Origin of the sequence: Mesorhizobium sp. M5C.F.Ca.IN.020.29.1.1 (assembly GCF_003997375.1) — a bacterium.
In the GTDB taxonomy this organism is placed as follows: domain Bacteria; phylum Pseudomonadota; class Alphaproteobacteria; order Rhizobiales; family Rhizobiaceae; genus Mesorhizobium; species Mesorhizobium wenxiniae.
Genome location: NZ_RZSW01000061.1, coordinates 1 through 18230 on the forward strand (window position 1 = coordinate 1; position 18230 = coordinate 18230).

An 18230-nucleotide genomic window follows, 5' to 3' on the forward strand; every position below is an offset into this window, starting at 1 on the left:
GTCTAGCTGCGACCGGCAGCCCGTTGAGAGCGCTCGACGCAGCCGCAATGGCTTCGCCGCTGCGCAGTCGTGGTGCGCCGTGATCGGCAAGTGTCCAAGACACCCACACCGGTTTGCCGCTTTCCGACGCCGCGGTGACAGCCGCGCGCGCCTCCTCGGCCGACGCCATGGTTTCGCACAGGAACAGATCGACGCCGTCAGCCTGCTCGGCAACGATGCGGCGGTAGATGTCGAGCGTATCCTGGAAGGATATCGTCAGTGCCGGCGCGTAGCTGCCGAACAGGGGCGACAGGCAGCCGGCGATTGCCGCGTCGCCGGCCTGGTCGCGAGCTTGCCTTGCCAGTTCCATGCCGCGCTTCTGCAGCGGCTTGAACAGCTCTTCCGCGCCCTCCCGCGCCAGCCGTTCGGGCGTTGCCGAATAGGTGTTGATGGTGATGACACGGGCGCCGGCCCGGATGAACTCCGCATGCAGGTCGCGCACCAGGTCCGGTTCGTCGATCAGCACCCTGGCCGACCATAGCGGGGTGGGATCGGACTTGCTGCGGCGTACCAGTTCCTGACCCATGCCGCCGTCAGTGAGGATAACCGTATTCACGCGCGCAACCTCTCGTTCTTTGGATCCCACAGCGGTTCGTCCTTCTGCACGATCGCTTTGAAGCGCTCGCCGAAGATCTCGACCTCGACCGTAGTTCCCGGCTCAGTGAGATCGGCCCGCAGCATGCCGAGCGCGATCGATTTGTCGATACGATGACCCCAGCCGCCGGACGTCGTCTCGCCGACTATCCGGCCGTCATGCCACAGCGTCGACATGGTAGGCGCATCGCAGTCGCCGGGGTTTTCGATGATCAGCGTGACCAAGCGTTTCTTGACGCCCTGCTGCTTCTCGTTCTGAAGCGCTGCCTTGCTGCGGAAGTCGGGCTTGTCCCATCTGACGAAACGCTCCAACCCACCCTGCAGGATCGAATAGTCGGTCGACAGGTCGCCTTTCCAGGCGCGATAGCCTTTTTCGAGCCGCAGCGAATCCAGCGCGTACATGCCGAACGGCGTCAGGCCGTGCTTCTGGCCGGCCGCCCAGACAGCGTCGAAGACGGCGGCGGTGGCGTCGACCTTGGTGTGGATTTCCCAGCCGAGTTCGCCGGCGAAGGACACGCGCACCAGCCTTGCCCAACGGCCGGCGACCGTCGTCTCCTGGTGCGTCAGCCAGGGCAGAGCAAGGTCGGCGGCGCAGACATCGGCGAGGATTTTTCGCGAATTGGGCCCGGCGAGGATCTGCGTGGAGTATTCCTCGGTCCGGTCGACCAGCTTGAATGAAGCGTCCTTCGGCATGCGCCATTTCAGCCACTCGAAATCGTGCCACTGCGCCACCGCGGCGGTGATCAGCGTCATCAAATTCTCATCGTGGCGCACCACCGACATTTCGGTCACGATGCGGCCCTTGTCGTCGGCAAAATAGACCAGGCCGATGCGGCCGGGTTTCGGCACCAGCCCCGTAACCTGCTGGCTCAGCCATTCCGCAGCGCCAGGGCCGTCGAGGTTGAAGCGGGAAAAGCCGGGCAGGTCCAAAATTCCGGCGGCGTCGCGCACGGCGAGGCATTCTTCGCGGACGCGATGCTGCCATGGCCCGTCGCGACGGAAGGTCAGCGTCGCGGCTTCCGAAACATCGTCGCCGGCTTGCGCGTACCAGGTGGCGCGCTCCCAGCCATTATAGGCGTCGAACTGGGCGCCGAGCGCCTTGATGCGATCATGGATCGGCGACAGTTTGCGGTCGCGCCCAGCTGGCCATGCATGGCGCGGAAACTGAATGGCGTATTCGTTGCCGTAGATTTCCAGGCCCTTGGCGACGCAGTAATCCGGGGCCGAGGCAAAGCTGGTGAAGCGGCGCGGATCGCAGGACCACATGTCCCACTCGGTCTGGCCCTCAGTCACCCATTCGGCCAGCACCTTGCCGGCGCCGCCGCCCTGGGCGATGCCGAAGGTGAAGACGCAGGCCTCGAAGGCGTTGGGCACGCCGGGCATCGGCCCGATCAGCGGATTGCCGTCCGGTGCGTAGGGGATCGGGCCGTTGATGACCTTGGACAGACCGGCGGTGCCAAGGATCGGCACGCGGGCGACGGCATCGGCCAGATAGTCCTCCAGCCGGTCGAGATCGTCGGGGAACAGCTGGAAAGAAAAATCGTCTGGCATCGGGTCGTTGTGACCGACCCAATGCGCACGGCAATTGCGCTCATAGGGGCCGAGATTCATGCCGTTCTTTTCCTGGCGCAGGTAATAGGAGGTGTCGACGTCGCGCAGCAGCGGCAGTTTCTTGCCTTGCTCCTTCGACCATGCGGCCAGTTCGGGGATTTCCTCGAACAGGATATATTGATGGCTCATCACCATCATAGGCACGTCGCGGCCGAACATCTTTCCGACTTCGGCCGCACGGTAACCGGCGGCGTTGACGACCACCTCGCAGCGGATTTCGCCTTGCGCGGTCTCGACCACCCACTCGTCGTTCTCGCGGCGCACGCCGGTGACCGGACAGAAGCGAATGATCTTCGCACCCAGGTCGCGGGCGCCCTTGGCCAGCGCCTGGGTCAGCTGCGCCGGGTCGATGTCGCCATCGTTCGGATCGTAGAGCGCGCCCTTCAGCTCATGCGTTTCGATGAAAGGGTAGCGGCGCTTGATCTCGTCGAGCCCGATCACGTCGATGTCCATGCCCTGGTAGCGGCCCATGCCCTTGGCGCGCTCGAACTCCTGCATGCGCTCGGCCGTATGGGCCAGCCTGAGCGAACCGGTGACGTGGTAGTTCATGGGATAGCCAACCGCGTCGGCCAGCCCGCGATAGAGCTCCGTCGAATAGCGCTGCATGTTCATCAGCGACCATGACGAGGAGAAGGTCGGCACGTTGCCGGCCGCATGCCAGGTCGAGCCGGAGGTGAGCTCATTCTTTTCCAGGAGCACGCAGTCGGTCCAGCCCGCCTTGGCGAGATGGTAGAGCGAGGAGGAGCCGACGACACCGCCTCCGATGATCACCACACGTGCCGTGATCGGCAAACCGGCCATGTTTTTCTCCAAACCTAAAGCGCGGTCCAGCGCGCTTATTTCTGTTTTGATGCATGTCGTTATCCCAAAACCGCTGCACACTTTTGGGGGACATGCATTCAGTAAACAGGTGGCGAAACCACCCAGATGACTACCGCCGGCTCCGCTCCAGGATTGCGCCAGCGGAACGGCTTGCCGTCGAAGCGAAAGGAGTCGCCTTCGCCAAGCCGGTGCCAGACGCCTGATATCTCGATGTCGAAGCTGCCGGAAGCAACATACCCGGCTTCCTCCGTCGGCCGGCGCGCTTCGGTCTTCAGTTCAGCACCCGGCGCGAAGACCGAACGCAGCATTTCGAAGCTACCGCCGAGATCGGGCGACAGAAGCTCCTCCACCAATCCGGAATCGCTTGTACCAAGCGTGCGGCGGCTACCGGCGCGCACGACCACGCCGCGCTCGCTCTCCACAGGCACGTCGTGGCTGAAGAACAGGCTGACCGGCACGCCGAACAATTCCGCAAAGGCTCTGAGATCGCTCAGCGATGGTATCGACAGGCCGCGCTCGACCTGACTGACCCAGCCGACGGAGCGGCCGAGCTTCAGGCCGATCTCGGCAAGCGTCAGACCGCGCGCCCTGCGCAGCGCCCTGATATCGCCGGCCAGCAGCCGTTCGCGGTTTTCCTGCTCCGATCTGACAGCGGTCGAGGGCAAAGCCATTTCTCTTGATGAATTTCTTGGTGAGAAATCCCATTCGTGAAAAAGTCGGGGCAAATTTCATGAGACGTCAGGTTCGTGAAAAAATCAAGAGGATTTTCACAGGGCCACAAGAATTGCTTGCGCCATTTTGGCAGTTCAGGCAAAGGCTCGGCCACGAACGGCGAGTGAGGGCGTCCGGTCGAGGCTTACGATAGAGCGCCACGCGTCAAATTGGACCCGCAATGGTGCTCTTTCATTTTCTGGACGGCGCATGATCCTTTCCGGAATCGATTCCGGTTTCCGGGTCAGGCGCAAAGGACGCCGATGCTGGAAAACAGGACTAAGATTAGAGATGATGCGGCGATCGTCGACGAGGCGATCACCTCGCGCCGCTCGGTGCGGGCCTTTCTGCCCGACATGGTCGACGACGAGACGATCCGCGCCATTCTCACCGTTGCCGCGCGCGCCCCTTCAGGCACCAACATGCAGCCCTGGCGGGTCTACGTGACCAAGGGCGAGGTCAAGCAGCGGATCACCAATGCCATCCTCAACTCCGGCATCCGTGCCGAAAAGGCCGAGTGGGACGAGTATCGCTACTATCCCGACCAGTTCTTCGAACCCTATCTCACCCGGCGGCGGGCCAATGGCTTCGGCCTCTACAGCGTTCTCGGCATCGGCCGGCGTGAGGTGGACAGGATGCGCGCGCAGCACGACCGCAACTTCGTCTTCTTCGACGCGCCGGTCGGCATGATCTTCACCGTCGACCGGCGGCTGAACAAGGGGTCGTGGATCGATTACGGCATGTTCCTGCAGAATATCATGGTGGCGGCACGGGGCAGGGGCCTGCACACTTGCCCGCAGGCCGCCTTTGCACCCTATCACAAGCAGATCAGGCCGGTGCTCAACATTCCAGACGAGGAGATCGTCGTCTGCGGCATGGCGCTCGGCCATGAAGACACGTCCAAGCCCGAAAACGAGTTCCGCACCGACCGCGCGCCGCTGGAAGAGTGGGTGACGTTCGCCAAATGAGATGGCGCCAAGTGAGGCGACGACGCGCCGTCTCGGTCTACTGCACTTCGTAACCGACTTCCTCACTGGCGTGACAGAGCGCCTTCCAGAACGAGCGCGCAAACGACCGGAATACATAGATGTCGAACTGGTCGGCGCCGGTGCGCTGGATCTGGGCGAAGACGTCATGATGCATGGTCGAACGGCCGGCACCGACCGGAAAGGCCGGCAGCGCGAAGTCGATGGCGAAGAATTTCGCCAGCACCCATTCGGCCTTCGGTCCGGCGATGCGGATTGCGGTGCGGCCATGCGACAGGTCGGTCACCGTGCCGATCGCCGGCGTCACGACACCGGCAAAGCCCGACACCAGGCCCTCGGCGTCGTCGACCACCGTGAATTTTCCTGGCGCGAAACCGAACACCGATCTCACGCCGTCGGTGCTGCCGGCGCCGGCGCCATCGGGCAGAGCAAGGCCGGTCACGGTGCGGATACCGGCGATCAACTCCTTCTCCTGGCCCGGCCAGGCAGCGAGCTGCAGGATCGACCCCGGCCTGGTTTCGGAGAGGATGACATCGATGCCGTGTTCGAAATCGCCGTGCGAGCCGGTGCGCAGTTCCGGCTCAAGCGGTGCCGGCTCAAGCGGTGATTGGCGCTCAACCATGCATGCGGCTCCCGTCCGGATCAAAGAAGTGGTTGGAGACGATCTCGACCGGGCCGAACCGGTTGCGCAGGGGATCGGAGATATGGGCGCGCGTGCCGCGCCGTGCCTTGCCGTCCTTGACCAAAGCGAGCGCGATGTACTTGCCGAGGGCCGGCGAATAGCAGCAAGCGGTGATGTGGCCGATGGAATCGTGCGGATTGGCTTCGTCAAGCGCCTCGACGATATGCGCGCCGCCGTTGAGCGGCTGGTTGTCGAGCGAAATCAGCCCGACGAGTTCCAGACGGCCGGGTGCGATCAGGCCCTCGCGATCCATCATCGCCGAGCCGATGAAGGGCTTCTTCTTGGACAGCATCCAGTCGAGATGCAGGTCGCGCGCCGTGGTGCGGCCGTCGATCTCGGCGCCGGTGACGTGGCCTTTCTCGATGCGCATCGTGCCCAGCGCCTCAAGCCCGTAAGTCACCAGTCCGAACGGCTTGCCGGCTTCGATCAACGCTTCCCAGACATGGGTGCCGTAGCCTGCGCCGGAGTAAACTTCGAAGGCCATTTCGCCGGAGAAGGAAAGCCGGCAGATCATCACCGACACGCCTGATATCTTGCCATGCACGATGCCCATGAAGGGCAGTGCGGCGTTGTCGACGGCAGTGCCGGTTACGCAAGCAGCAAGAATGGCTCGCGCTTTTGGCCCGCCGATCGCCGCACCCGCCCATTGGTCGGTCACCGAGGTGACGTGGACCTTCAGCTCCGGCCAGATGACGTCGAGGAAATATTCCAGGTGCTGCATCACCTTGCCGGCATTGGCGGTGGTGGTGGTCATCAAGAAGTCCTGTTCGCCGAGCCGCCATGTCGTGCCGTCGTCGAAGGCGAGGCCGTCCTCGCGCAGCATCAGCCCGTAGCGGGCCTTGCCGACGGCCAGCGTCGAGAACATGTTGGTGTAGACCCGGTCGAGGAATTCCGCCGCGTCCGGACCCTGCACGGCGATCTTGCCCAGCGTCGAGACGTCGACGATGCCGGCGCTCTCGCGCGTCGCCTTAGCTTCGCGTACATAGGCCTGCTCGATCGTTTCGCCGGCGTGGCCGTAGATCATCGGGCGATACCAGAGGCCGGCCGAATACATGGTTGCGCCGTTGGCGATGTGCCAGTCATGCATCGGCGTCAGCCGCTCGGGCCTCAGATCACCGAACCGTTCGGCGGCGAGCGAGCCGATCGACACCGCCGAAAAGGGTGGGCGAAAACGTGTCGTGCCGACTTCGGGGATCGGCTTGCCCAATGCTTCGGCCATGATGGCCAGGCCCGGTATGTTGGAGCTCTTGCCCTGGTCGGTCGCCATGCCGAGCGTGGTGTAGCGCTTCAGGTGCTCGACCGAGATGAAGCCCTCGCGATGCGCCAGCCGCACATCCTCCGCGGTCACATCGTGCTGGAAATCGACGAAGCTTTTTCCATCAGCCTTGATTTCGAACACCGGCGCCGGATCGGGATCGCCGGGTGCGGCTTCGACGACCGGCAAGGCCGCTGGCGTGCCCGTTCCACCCGCCGCGGAAAGGCCGGCGGCGCGGCCTTCGGCGATTGCCTCGGCGGTGGAAAAGCTGCCGGTGAAGGCGCCGGCGCCAATCCATCGCTGCGTCGCGTTCGGTGGTAGGAAGGCTTGTCTGGCGGCATTCCATTCCGCCTTGGCGCCGGCCTGGCTGGCCAGATGGATGGTCGGCGACCAGCCTCCCGACATCAGCAGGCAGTCGGCTTGAATGCTGCGCCGATCGCCGGCGAGCGCGCCGTTGACCATGTCGAAGCGCTGCACCTTGATGCCGGACAACCCCTTGCCGCCTTCGGTGGCGACCACGGCGTGAGCGGAAAGGTTCTTGGCCTCCACTTCGTCGGCGAGCTCGCGCATCTCGCTCGAAAGCTCCGGCCGCACGTCGACGATGGCGACGATCGCCGCACCGGCCTTCTTCAGCGCAAGCGCGGAGCGATAGGCGCTGTCATTGTTGGTGAAGAGCGCGATCCTGTTGCCCGGCAGCACGCCGTACTCGTTGGCGTAGCGCTCGGCGGCATTCGCCAGCATCACACCCGGCCGGTCGTTACCCGGGAAACACCAGCGGCCGCTCGAAGGAGCCGGTGGCCAGCACCACCGATTTGGCGCGGATGGTCCAGTAGCGATGGCGCGGTTCGCCCTTGCCGGGCCTCTCCTTATGATCGGTGACCCGTTCGAGCGCGGCGAGCGTGTTGCCATCGTAGTAGCCCCAGACCGTGGTGCGCGGCAGCAGGCGGACATTGTCATAGCCTTCGAGCTGGCCGGCGGCTCGCGCTGCCCAGTCGGCGGCCGGCATGCCGTCGATCGTCTCGCCCGACCAGTTGGCCGAGCCGCCGAAATGCGGTTCGAGCTCGCTGAGGATGACACGCGCGCCCTGATCGGCGGCGGCCCTGGCAGCCATCAGCCCGGCCGGACCGGAGCCGACCACCAGCACATCGCAGAAAGCGTTCATGCGCTCATAGCGCGCCGTGTCGGCAGCGATCCCAGCACGGCCGAGACCGGCGGCGCGGCGGATGAAATGCTCGCATAACATCCAGAAACGCGTGCCTTTCAGCGGGCCGATCGCAGGTCCCATGAAGGTCTTATAATAGAAGCCGGCAGACAGAAGCTTGCCGCCGAACTGGTTGGCGGCGCTGAGATCCCAGGACAGCGATGGAAAGCGGTTCTGGCTGACGGCGGTCAGCCCGTCATAGATCTCGACCATGGTCGCGGCAATGTTGGGCTCGCGAACCTCGCCCCGCAGCACCGTCACCAGGGCGTTCGGCTCTTCGACGCCTGATGTCAGCACGCCGCGCGGGCGGTGATATTTGAACGAGCGCCCGAACAGGGTGACACCGTTGGCCAGCAGCGCCGAGGCAAGCGTGTCGCCGGCATGACCGGTGTAGGGCGCGCCGTCGAAGGTGAACCGGATGGTTCGCAGGCGGTCGATCCGGCCGCCGGCATCGGTGCGGCGCGGGCTCATGGCTTGCCCTCCGCCTTGTGGCGCGCGGCGGATTTGTGGTCGCCGCGCGCGAAGGCGACGCTGGAGACCTCGTGTGTCAGCGTGTTGCGCACGACCCTGAGGTGGGCGCGGCAGCCGCCGGAATGTTGCCAGATCTCGTTGTGGTCGCCCGCCGGGTTCAACCTGTTGTAGACATAGGCGTTCCAGGCATCGAGGTTTTGGGAGGCAGGCTGAGGGCGCTCGCGGTTGCCATCGCCCTGATAGGTGAACTCGATGACGTCGCGCGGGCCGCAATAGGGGCAGGTGATGAGCATCGATGTCCTACCTAATGCAGCCTAGGCGTTGCGCCCTGGCCCTTGTCGTCGATCACAAGGCCGCGATGGAAACGGTCGAGCGTGAAGGGGGCGTTAAAGTCGTGCGGCTCGTCCTTGGCGATGGTCCAGGCAAAGCACCAGCCGGAGGCCGGCGTCGCCTTGAAACCGCCGTAGCACCAGCCGCAGTTGAGATACATGCCCGGCAGCGGACCGGTGGTGATGATCGGCGAACCATCCATCGACATGTCGCAGACGCCGCCCCATGAGCGCAGCATGCGGACGCGGGCGAGACCCGGAAACAGTGCCAGCATCTCGCTCATCACCTCGTCGACAACAGGCAAACTGCCGCGCTGGGCGTAGCTGTTATAGCCGTCGAGGTCGCCGCCATAGACAAGCCCGCCCTTGTCGGACTGCGACATGTAGAAATGGCCCATGCCGAAAGTCAGAACCGTGTTGATGAACGGCTTCAGCGATTCCGTCACGAAGGCCTGCAGCACATGGCTCTCGATCGGCATGGTATCGATGCCGGCGAGCCGCATGACTTGCCCGGTGCTGCCGGCCACCGCGACCGCCACTTTCTTGGCGCGGATCTCTCCGCGCGACGTCGAGACGCCTGATATGCGGTCGCCGTCGCGCAGGAAGCCGGTGACCTCGCAATTCTCGATGATGTCGACGCCGCGACGGTCGGCGCCGCGCGCATAGCCCCAGGCGACGGCATCGTGGCGGGCGGTGCCGGCGCGCCGCTGCATCAGGCCGCCGACGATTGGGAAGCGCGCCGTGGCGGAGACGTCCAGCGCCGGCACCAGGCGTGCGATCTCGGCCGTGGTCATCAGTTCGGCGTCGACGCCGAGATGGCGCATGGCGTTGCCGCGGCGGGCAAAATCGTCGAGCTGGGCGGGTGTATGCGCGAGGTTGAGGCAGCCGCGCTGCGAGAACATGACGTTGTAGTTGAGGTCGTGCGAGAGGTTCTCCCACAGCTTCATCGAATGTTCGTAGAAGCGCGTGTTGGCCGGTAGCAGATAGTTGGAGCGCACGGCCGTCGTGTTGCGGCCGACATTGCCGGATCCGAGCCAGCCCTTCTCCAGCACGGCGACATTGGTGATGCCGTGCTCCTTGGCGAGATAATAGGCGGTCGACAGGCCATGGCCGCCGCCGCCGATGACAATCACGTCATAGGACGCCTTAGGGTCCGGTTTGCGCCAGGCCGGCTTCCAGTCCTTGTTGCCGGTCAGCGCGTTTTTGAGAAGCGAAAAGACCGAATATTCCGCCATTCTTTTTGTTATCCGTTCTCGCTTTTTGTCATCCGTTTTGGGCGATGGGGCACACTATAGAGCAGGCCGCTGCCGCAAAGCCAATATTGCGCCATCGCTTTTCGACTGGCCGACGCCGAGACCGCCGGACAGAGCGGACGGCTTGCTCCCCGGTATGAGCGTCTTTATCAAGGACGAGCTTTAGAACGCCTTACCGCCTGTGAGTCGCCAAACGATCATGCTTTTCCGACTGCTCCGCTTCGTTCTGGTCCTGGCGATCGTTGCCTCGGCGCCGCTTTCGCTTGATGCGGCGGCGCAGGGGCTTGACCATGCTGCGTCCGGGGTGGTCGCCGACCAGCAGAAAATCCTGCAGGATCTGACGACGAGGACCGACAATCTCGAAAAGAAAATCCAGGAGGACGGTGCCGACGACGCCAGCCTTGTCGATATCCGCCTGCAGCTCGAGGAAATGTCGCGAGGTGCGCTGAACAGCGCGCTTGCCTTCCGCCCGCGACTTTCGGAGATCAACGCAAGGCTCGATCAGCTCGGGGTGCCGCCGGCCGCGGGCCAGCCGCCCGAACCCGACATCGTGACCAGCGAACGCCAGGCGCTGGCGTCCCAAAAGGCCGAGATCAATGCTGTCATCGCCACGGCGCAAAACCTGTCGATCCGCATCAGCGGCCTCATCGACAAGATCGCCAATATGCGCAGCGAGCTGTTTCGCAATCTGCTCACTAAGCGCTACGTGCTGTCCGACGCTCTGAGCCCTGAGGTCATTTCCGATGCCAACGGTGAATTTACCGGCTTCTACAAGGCGGTGTCGTCCTGGCTGACCTTCGCCTTCAAGTTCAAGTTCCAGGCCGTGCTGGCCGCGACCTTGACGGCGCTCTCCCTGGCGGCAGTGCTTTTTGTCGGTGGGCGGCGTCTGTTCGGACGTGTCTTCGAAGCAGACCCTTCCGTCGAGGATCCGTCCTATCTCAGCCGGCTGTCGGTGGCGTTCTGGTCGACATTGCTGCCGACGCTGGCGGTCGGCGTCTTTCTCGTCTCGACCGTGTTCTTTTTCAACTACTACAACGTGTTGCGCGGCGACATTGGCGTTTTCCTGAATGCGCTGGTCGCCGTCATCGCGGTGGTGTTCTGCGTCAACCGGCTGACCAATGCGGCGCTGGAGCCGCGGCTGCCGAACTGGCGGCTCATACCCGTTGAAACGGGTCCGGCACGCTGGCTGGTGCGGCTGACGACCGCCATGGCGGTGGTGATCGGCGTCAACAATTTCCTGTCGGTCGTCAACGACAAGATGGGCTCGCCGCTGTCGCTGACCATCGCCAGAAGTTTTGTCGCCACCATCATCGTCGGCGTCATCCTGATCCTGATGGGGCTGCTGAAACCGTTCAAGGCACCCGACGGAAGCTGGCGCCCCTGGCCGGTGTGGCTGCGCTACACGGCTGTCGCGCTCGGCGTTTTCACCATCGCCACGGCGCTGCTCGGCTATATCGGCCTCGCCATCTTCGTCTCGCTGCAAGTCGTGGTCACCGGAACCATTCTGGTCACCGCCTATATCGGCTTCCTGTCGGCGCGGGCGATCAGCGAGGAAGGCGGCTTTGCCAACACGTCGATCGGGCGCTGGCTATCGACCAATTCCAGCTATGAGGAGTCCGCGCTCGACCAGCTCGGCCTGGTCGTCAGCGTCGCCATAAACCTGATGATCGTGCTGGTGTTCCTGCCGCTGATCCTGTTGACGTGGGGCTTCCAGCCCGGCGACATCCAGGCCTGGGGCTATAAGCTGGCGACGGGCCTCACCATCGGCTCGGTGACGATCTCGGTGACCGGAATCCTGACCGGCATCATTGTCTTCATTATCGGCTATTTCCTGACGCGCTGGTTCCAGGGCTGGCTCGACGGCTCGGTGATGGCGCGCGGCAAAGTCGACACCGGTGTGCGAAACTCAATCCGGCTGGCGGTCGGCTATGCCGGCGTGGCGCTCGCAGCACTCGTCGGCGTCTCGGCGGCGGGCATCGATCTCTCCAATCTGGCGCTTGTCGCCGGCGCCCTGTCCCTCGGTATCGGCTTTGGCCTGCAGAATGTCGTCTCCAACTTCGTCTCCGGTCTGATTCTTTTGGCTGAGCGGCCGTTCAAGGTCGGCGACTGGATCGTCGCCGGTGACATCAGCGGCACGGTCAAGAAGATCAGTGTGCGCGCTACCGAGATCGAGACGTTCCAGCGGCAGTCGGTGATCCTGCCCAATTCAAACCTGATCAACAATGCCGTCGGCAACTGGACGCACCGCAACAAGCTCGGTCGCATCGACATCAAGGTCGGCGTCGCCTACGGCAGCGACGTCAAGCAGGTCCATGCCGTCCTTTTGGAGATTGCGCGCGGCCATCCGCTGGTGCTGAAGAATCCCGAACCCTTCGTGCTGTTCACCAATTTCGGGCCGGCCGCTCTCGAATTCGAAATCCGTGTGTTCCTGGCCGACGTCATGAATGGCAACATCGTACAGAACGACATCCGGTTTGCCGTCCTCGATGAGTTCGCGGATCAGCATATCGAAATTCCGTCGGCGCCGCGCGCCGTCGTCGAGACCAAAAAGCATGACGCATGGCCGATCGACGATGACCAGATCGAGGCTGAATTCGCCGAGAAGGAGCGCGCGGCGGCCGAAGCCGCGGCCGAGACGAAACGCCTGTCCAGATCCGGGCGCAAGACCCGCAAGCCGGATCCCGATTAGGGTAATATTGATATCCAGGTATCACCGGCTTTCGAACAGCGAAAGCAATTGCGGCATGAATGCGGCATTCAGTTGCCGTTCAGCTTGCATCTCATATAAGCTCACATGCAAAGGGCGAGAATGCCTTGCGAAATGCAAACAGAGGCGGTGGAAACACCGATATTGCAAATGTGGAAGTCTCTCGTCGCCGCCATCGCTTTTCTTGCCGTGGGCAGTTCAGCCTTCGGCGCCAGCGCGACCAACAAGGACGCCGAGACCCGCACACTCGTCGTGACCGAAGGCGGTGGCAAGACGGAGCTGGCGCTGGCCGCCGGCGAAACCGCGGAATTCTGCCCGACCGGCTGTTTCGTTACCATGCCGAATGGCGACCTCGAGGCTCTGACCGGTTCGGAAACGATCGAAATCTCGGGCGGCGTCGCCCGTATCAAGTAGCCGCGTCAAAAACGTTGACGATTTTTCGAAGGCCGGGCAATGCCCCGGCCTTTTATCGTTTCGGGTCAGCGAAACTTAACGATGAAGGGCGAAATACCGTCACGCAAGCAAGGCCAGGCTGGGCGTTTTAACATTCGCTGCGCTGTTCCCCGTTATATCGGGCCGAAGACGCCGAAGCACGGCGCGGATTTTGGAATGGTGCATGATCCTTTCCGAGAAATCGGTTTTCGGGATCATGGGCTTTTAGGCAGGGCAACGGAAAATGGACGCGCGGTCGGACAGGAACGCAATTCCGCTTGCTGTCGATCTCGACGGCACGCTGATCGCGACGGACCTGTTGTGGGAAGGGCTGTTCATCCTTCTCAAGAAGAATCCGCTCTATCTTTTCCTCGTGCCGTTCTGGCTCGCCGGCGGGCCGGCGCGGTTGAAGCAGGCCATCGCTCAACGCATCGACATCGATCCTGCGTCGCTGCCTTACCGCGAGGCGCTGCTTCAGCGCCTTCGCATTGAACATGGCGAGGGCCGCCAGATCGTGCTGGCGACCGGTACGCCGCGCAAATTGGCCGAGGCGATCGCCGTACATCTCGGGATATTCGATCGCGTCCTGGCGACCGACGGCCCCCACAACATGACCTCAGGCAGAAAGCGCGCCTCGCTTGTCGCCGCCTATGGCGATGGCGGCTTCGACTATGCCGGCAATAGCCGGCACGACCTTAGGGTATTCGACGCCGCGCGCGCGGCAATCGTCGTCGCGCCCGACCGCCATGCTGCGCGATGGCAGGCCGCCCACGGTGCCGAAATGATGCCGGCGCCGAAGCCGACGTTCAGAACCATCGTCAAGATGCTGCGCGTTCATCAGTGGCTGAAGAACTCGCTGATCGCGGTGCCGATGGTACTGTCGCACGAATACTTCAACGCCGACATGGTCTGGGAATGCCTGCTGGCCTTCGTATCGTTCAGCGCAGTCGCTTCCGCCATCTACATCCTCAACGATTTCTTTGATCTCGCGCTCGATCGCAAACACCTGACCAAGCGCAACCGGCCATTCGCCAGCGGCGCGCTGTCGATCCCGTTCGGCCTCGGTTCGATGATGGTGCTGCTTGCAATGGGCGTTGGTGCAGGGCTTCTGCTGCCTATCGAATTCCTCGGCGTGCTCGGCGGCTACATAGTCATCACCACCGCCTATTCGCTGTCGTTCAAGCGCATGCTCCTGATCGACGTGCTGACGTTGGCCGGACTCTACACGATCCGCGTTCTGGCGGGCGCCGCGGCGACCGGCGTCGACGTCTCGTTCTGGCTGCTGGCCTTCTCGATCTTCTTTTTCCTGTCGCTGGCGCTGGTGAAGCGTTTTGTCGAGCTGCGCACGACCGCGATTCCGGCCGGCGAACGCATTGCCGGCCGCGGCTACCGCACCGAAGACCAGGAGATCGTCGCCCAGGCGGGCATGGCCTCGGCCTTTTCCTCGGCGCTGGTGCTGGCACTCTATATGGACAGTGTTGCGGTGCGCGAACTCTATCCTCACCCGTGGCTAGTCTGGCCCCTGGCGCCGATCGTCCTGTACCTGACCATCCGTGTCTGGATTCTCGCCCGCCGCGACGAGATGCATGACGATCCGGTCGTCTTCATCATCCGCGATTGGCGCAGCCAGATCGTCGTGCTCATCGGCGCCGTGTTCCTGGTCGCCGGAGGCTGGTAGGCGTGGCGAAGCAGCGGTTCCAGAGCTTCGGTCTTGCCACGCCGCCGGCACTCGATGTGATCCCGGCGGACGACGCTGTTGCGCTGCTGAAGAGCGGCAAGGCGGCAAGAAATGCCTTGCTCGCCTACGGCAACGGCCGCTCCTACGGCGATTCCTGCCAGAACCAGGCCGGCATGGTCGTCGACATGCGGCCGCTCAACAGGATCCGCGCCTTCAATGCCGAGACAGGCGTGATCGAGGCCGAGGCCGGCGTGCTTCTGTCCGACATCATCGCCCATGCAGCGCCATACGGCTTCTTTCCGGCCGTCGTTCCAGGCACGCAGGTCGTCACGCTCGGCGGCGCCATCGCCAATGACGTTCACGGCAAGAACCATCACCGGCGCGGCACCTTCGGCTGCCACGTCGAATCGTTCACGCTGCTAAAATCGGATGGACGGCCCCATTACTGCTCGGCCACCGACAATGCACGCCTGTTTGCGGCGACGATCGGCGGCATGGGGCTGACCGGACTGATCCTGTCCGCATCGATCCGGCTGATGCGGGTGCCATCCCTCGATATCGTCGAGACGGCGACGCCGTTCCGCGACCTCGGCGAATTCTTCGAGCTTGCCGAAGCGGCCGACCAAGCCAACGAATACGTCGTCGCATGGATCGACCAGCTGGCCGGCGGCCACGGCCGTGGGCGCGGGCTGCTGTTTACCGGCAATCACGCCGAGCATGGCTCCCATGTGGCCTCTCGTGCCGGCGGCAACCTTTCGGTGAAGTTCCAGCCGCCGTTCAACGTGCTCAACCGGCCGTTCCTGACTGCCTTCAATGCCGCCTACCGGTGGAAGAAAGGCAGGTCTACCGCGCCGCGCCAGGTCGGCTACCAGGGTTTTTTCTTTCCGCTCGACGGCGTTGGCAACTGGAACCGGCTCTACGGACCGAACGGGCTTTTCCAGCACCAGAGCGTGGTGCCGGGAGACGTCGCGCGCCGAGCGGTGCCGGCGCTGCTTGCGGCGGCAAAACGGGCGGGGCAGGGCTCGTTCCTGACGGTCCTGAAGCGCTTCGGCTCAATCCGCTCGCCGGCACTGCTGTCGTTCCCGCGACCGGGTTTCACGCTGACGCTGGATTTTTCCAACCGTGGTCGGGGGACGCTGGCGCTGCTGAAGGAGCTCGACCACATCACGGTCGCGGCCGGTGGCGCGGTCAATCCCTACAAGGATGCCCGCATGGGCGCCGACATTTTCGCCGCATCCTTTCCGGAATGGCAACGCCTCGAAGCGATCCGCGATCCCGCCTTCATGTCGAGTTTCTGGGCGCGAACGGCGAAAAAACTCGAGGCTCGGCGCGAAACCGCTGAAGCCGCAGAATAGATAAAATTAGAACAGTTCGTGATTAACGGTCTATAAGACCAACATTTGCTTAAAACGTTTTGTGCTTCATGAAGCGTTTGCAGGTTTGTAATAGAACGGCTGAAGGGCTGGCGGAATAAACATGAAATACATCGTCTTCATTCTGTTCACGGTCATGACCAACGCCGCTGCGCAGCTCATGCTGAAGCAGGGCATGATGTCACTCGGTACGATCTCCTTCGAGGGCACCAATCCGTTGCTGAAGCTGTTGCAGATTGTCTTCAGCCCGTGGGTTTTCTTCGGCCTGTGCACCTTCGTCATCTCGATGGCTTCGCACCTCTATGTGCTGTCCAAGGTCGAGCTCAGCTTCGCCTATCCGTTCCTCAGCCTCGCCTATGTCGCCGTTGCTATCTTCGCCTATTTCATCTTCCGCGAAAACCTCAATGCCTGGCGCATCGCCGGCATCGCCTTCATCTGCGTCGGCACGGTGCTGATCGCCCAAAGTGGCCGGGACTTGGGCGATCGAGAGCACGAGGACGAGACGGCTGGCCTTTCCCCCGACAAGATTCACACCAGCGGGATTGTTCGATGAGACATGTGATCTTTGGCGGCGACGGTTTCGTCGGCCGCCACCTTGCCCCGAAACTTCTGGCCGACGGCGAGGAGGTGGTCGTCGCCGACATCGCCAAGAGCGACCTGCCGCATTACCGTTCGGTCCGATATGTCAGGTGCGACGTCACCGATCCGGCCTCGGTCGCTTCGGTCGGGCTGAAGGCCGACGACATGGTCTATAATCTTTCGGCGAAAATGCTGTCGCCGATCCAGGTGCGCGCCAAGCGCCACCAGTTCTTCTTCCCGGTGAACTTCCACGGCACCGAGCACATCATAAAGGCGATGGACAGAGCCGGCGCGCCCAAGCTCGTCCATTACACGACCGACATGATCTACGGCCATACGATCACGCAGCCGATGACCGAGGAACATCCGGTCGCGCCGCTCGGCGAATATGGCTGGTCGAAGCAGAAGACCGAGGAGCTGGCCGCCGAATGGCGCAAAAGCGGCATGTCGATCTCGCTGTTTCGGCCGCGCCTGATCATCGGTCCCGGCCGCCTCGGCATCCTCGAAAAACTGTTCAAGCTGATCGATTGGAATCTTCCGGTGCCTATGATCGGCTCGGGCAAGAACCCGTATCAGTTCATCTCGGTGTTCGACTGCGCCGAGGCAGCGCGCGCCGCCTGGAGAGCCGGCGTGCCTGATGAAGCCTATAATCTCGGTTCGCTCAACCCGCCGCCGGTCAGGAAACTGCTCGGCGATCTGATCAGGCATGCCGGGTCGAAGTCGATCCTGATCCCGACACCGGGCTGGGCAGTCAAGCGCACGCTCGACCTGCTCGATCTCTTGAACATGCCGATCATGGATCCGGAGCAGTATCTGATCGCCGACGAGGACTGCGTGCTCGACGTGTCCAAGGCCGAACGCCAACTCGGCTGGGTGCCGCAATATCGCGACGAGGACATGCTGATCGCCGCCTATAGCGAATACCGCGCCAAGAAAGACGGCCACGCCGTCGCCGCCAGACACGTGCCCGCCGAGTGATGGGCCAGCAGGAGACCCTTGAGATGACCGTCATGACGAAGCCAGACCACACGACTGCGCGCGCCACGGTCAGCGCGCCGGCGCTTTTGCCCGCCATCACCGCCAAGCCCGATTTGATCAGCGTCGAGCAGGCCAAGGCGATGGACGTCGCGCGCATGACCGACCTGTTCAAGGCGCATCTCAATCCCGGCCAGCTGCATTTCATGAAGCTGCTCGGCTTCCACAAGATCAAGATCGAGCTCGCCGAAGGCATGTTCTACATCGATCAGAACGGCCGCAGGATCCTGGATTTCTTCGGCGGCTTCGGCTCGCTGGCCTTCGGCCACAACCATCCGCGCCTTCTCGAAGCGCGCAAGAAGTTCCAGGAGGAGAAGCGGCAGGAGATCGCCATCGCTTTCATGTCGCAATATGCGGCCGCCCTGGCGAACAATCTCGCCAAATGCTCGCCCGGCGATCTCGACATGGTTTTTCTGGGCTCGTCCGGCTCGGAAGCCATGGAGGCGGCCGTGAAGCTCGCCGAGCGCGCCGC

General features: G+C 63.1%; 14 protein-coding genes and 1 pseudogene. 8 read left to right on the top strand and 7 right to left on the bottom strand.

Translation table 11 applies throughout. The features are described 5' to 3' along the window. The 3 genes from EOA85_RS07830 to EOA85_RS07845 all read right to left on the bottom strand — a co-directional run. On the bottom strand, nucleotides 1–595 hold a 595-nt coding region (locus EOA85_RS07830; RefSeq protein WP_164759536.1), incomplete at its 3' end, for a homocysteine S-methyltransferase family protein. Further along, a complete protein-coding gene (locus EOA85_RS07835) occupies nucleotides 592–3045 on the bottom strand; it encodes an FAD-dependent oxidoreductase (RefSeq protein ID WP_127208971.1) in 2454 nt (817 codons plus the stop codon). The genes EOA85_RS07830 and EOA85_RS07835, both read right to left, overlap by 4 nt. Nucleotides 3046–3143: 98 nt before the next feature. Beyond that, on the bottom strand, nucleotides 3144–3737 hold the full coding sequence (locus EOA85_RS07845) for an XRE family transcriptional regulator (protein ID WP_127208972.1): 594 nt from the start codon (nucleotides 3735–3737) through the stop codon (nucleotides 3144–3146). A 303-nt stretch (nucleotides 3738–4040) separates the two neighbouring features. Between EOA85_RS07845 and EOA85_RS07850 the strand changes: the two genes are divergently transcribed. After that, on the top strand, nucleotides 4041–4745 hold the full coding sequence (locus EOA85_RS07850; protein WP_127208973.1) for a nitroreductase: 705 nt from the start codon (nucleotides 4041–4043) through the stop codon (nucleotides 4743–4745). Between the two features lie 37 nt (nucleotides 4746–4782). Here the strand turns inward: EOA85_RS07850 and EOA85_RS07855 are convergent, their stop codons facing one another. The 4 genes and pseudogenes from EOA85_RS07855 to EOA85_RS07870 all read right to left on the bottom strand — a co-directional run bounded on the left by EOA85_RS07855 (nucleotide 4783) and on the right by EOA85_RS07870 (nucleotide 9936). Next, on the bottom strand, nucleotides 4783–5385 hold the full coding sequence (locus EOA85_RS07855) for a sarcosine oxidase subunit gamma (protein ID WP_127208974.1): 603 nt from the start codon (nucleotides 5383–5385) through the stop codon (nucleotides 4783–4785). Beyond that, nucleotides 5378–8372: pseudogene (locus EOA85_RS07860) on the bottom strand (sarcosine oxidase subunit alpha). Before EOA85_RS07860 ends, EOA85_RS07855 begins: the two are co-directional and overlap by 8 nt. Next, on the bottom strand, nucleotides 8369–8665 hold the full coding sequence (locus tag EOA85_RS07865) for a sarcosine oxidase subunit delta (protein ID WP_095518537.1): 297 nt from the start codon (nucleotides 8663–8665) through the stop codon (nucleotides 8369–8371). The pseudogene EOA85_RS07860 and the gene EOA85_RS07865 overlap by 4 nt, the downstream one beginning before the upstream one ends. An 11-nt stretch (nucleotides 8666–8676) precedes the next feature. Further along, on the bottom strand, nucleotides 8677–9936 hold the full coding sequence (locus tag EOA85_RS07870) for a sarcosine oxidase subunit beta (protein WP_095518536.1): 1260 nt from the start codon (nucleotides 9934–9936) through the stop codon (nucleotides 8677–8679). Nucleotides 9937–10153: 217 nt separating this feature from the next. Between EOA85_RS07870 and EOA85_RS07875 the strand changes: the two genes are divergently transcribed. The 7 genes from EOA85_RS07875 to EOA85_RS07905 all read left to right on the top strand — a co-directional run. Further along, complete coding sequence (locus tag EOA85_RS07875) at nucleotides 10154–12643, top strand: mechanosensitive ion channel family protein (RefSeq protein ID WP_127208975.1); 2490 nt, start codon at nucleotides 10154–10156, stop codon at nucleotides 12641–12643. 168 nt (nucleotides 12644–12811) lie between these two features. Further along, entirely contained in the window at nucleotides 12812–13075 is a 264-nt protein-coding gene (locus EOA85_RS07880) for a hypothetical protein (protein ID WP_164759537.1), read from the top strand. A 262-nt stretch (nucleotides 13076–13337) separates the two neighbouring features. Beyond that, nucleotides 13338–14771: a UbiA family prenyltransferase gene (locus tag EOA85_RS07885; protein ID WP_127208977.1), complete on the top strand. Its 1434-nt coding sequence runs from the start codon at nucleotides 13338–13340 to the stop codon at nucleotides 14769–14771. Between the two features lie 2 nt (nucleotides 14772–14773). Next, nucleotides 14774–16126: an FAD-binding oxidoreductase gene (locus EOA85_RS07890; RefSeq protein WP_127208978.1), complete on the top strand. Its 1353-nt coding sequence runs from the start codon at nucleotides 14774–14776 to the stop codon at nucleotides 16124–16126. A gap of 121 nt (nucleotides 16127–16247) precedes the next feature. After that, a complete protein-coding gene (locus EOA85_RS07895; protein ID WP_127208979.1) occupies nucleotides 16248–16697 on the top strand; it encodes an EamA family transporter in 450 nt (149 codons plus the stop codon). Beyond that, entirely contained in the window at nucleotides 16694–17701 is a 1008-nt protein-coding gene (locus EOA85_RS07900; protein ID WP_127208980.1) for an NAD(P)-dependent oxidoreductase, read from the top strand. The genes EOA85_RS07895 and EOA85_RS07900 overlap by 4 nt, the downstream gene beginning before the upstream one ends. A 23-nt stretch (nucleotides 17702–17724) precedes the next feature. Continuing rightward, nucleotides 17725–18230: aminotransferase class III-fold pyridoxal phosphate-dependent enzyme (locus tag EOA85_RS07905; protein WP_127208981.1), on the top strand; the 506-nt coding region annotated here is incomplete at its 3' end.

Coding starts and splice junctions, on each gene's coding strand:
- EOA85_RS07835 (WP_127208971.1), bottom strand. CDS start 3,045: ATGGCCGGTTTGCCGATCACGGCACGTGTGGTGATCATCGGAGGCGGT.
- EOA85_RS07850 (WP_127208973.1), top strand. CDS start 4,041: ATGCTGGAAAACAGGACTAAGATTAGAGATGATGCGGCGATCGTCGAC.
- EOA85_RS07870 (WP_095518536.1), bottom strand. CDS start 9,936: ATGGCGGAATATTCGGTCTTTTCGCTTCTCAAAAACGCGCTGACCGGC.
- EOA85_RS07895 (WP_127208979.1), top strand. CDS start 16,248: ATGAAATACATCGTCTTCATTCTGTTCACGGTCATGACCAACGCCGCT.
- EOA85_RS07865 (WP_095518537.1), bottom strand. CDS start 8,665: ATGCTCATCACCTGCCCCTATTGCGGCCCGCGCGACGTCATCGAGTTC.
- EOA85_RS07885 (WP_127208977.1), top strand. CDS start 13,338: ATGGACGCGCGGTCGGACAGGAACGCAATTCCGCTTGCTGTCGATCTC.
- EOA85_RS07855 (WP_127208974.1), bottom strand. CDS start 5,385: ATGGTTGAGCGCCAATCACCGCTTGAGCCGGCACCGCTTGAGCCGGAA.
- EOA85_RS07900 (WP_127208980.1), top strand. CDS start 16,694: ATGAGACATGTGATCTTTGGCGGCGACGGTTTCGTCGGCCGCCACCTT.
- EOA85_RS07880 (WP_164759537.1), top strand. CDS start 12,812: ATGTGGAAGTCTCTCGTCGCCGCCATCGCTTTTCTTGCCGTGGGCAGT.
- EOA85_RS07845 (WP_127208972.1), bottom strand. CDS start 3,737: ATGGCTTTGCCCTCGACCGCTGTCAGATCGGAGCAGGAAAACCGCGAA.
- EOA85_RS07875 (WP_127208975.1), top strand. CDS start 10,154: ATGCTTTTCCGACTGCTCCGCTTCGTTCTGGTCCTGGCGATCGTTGCC.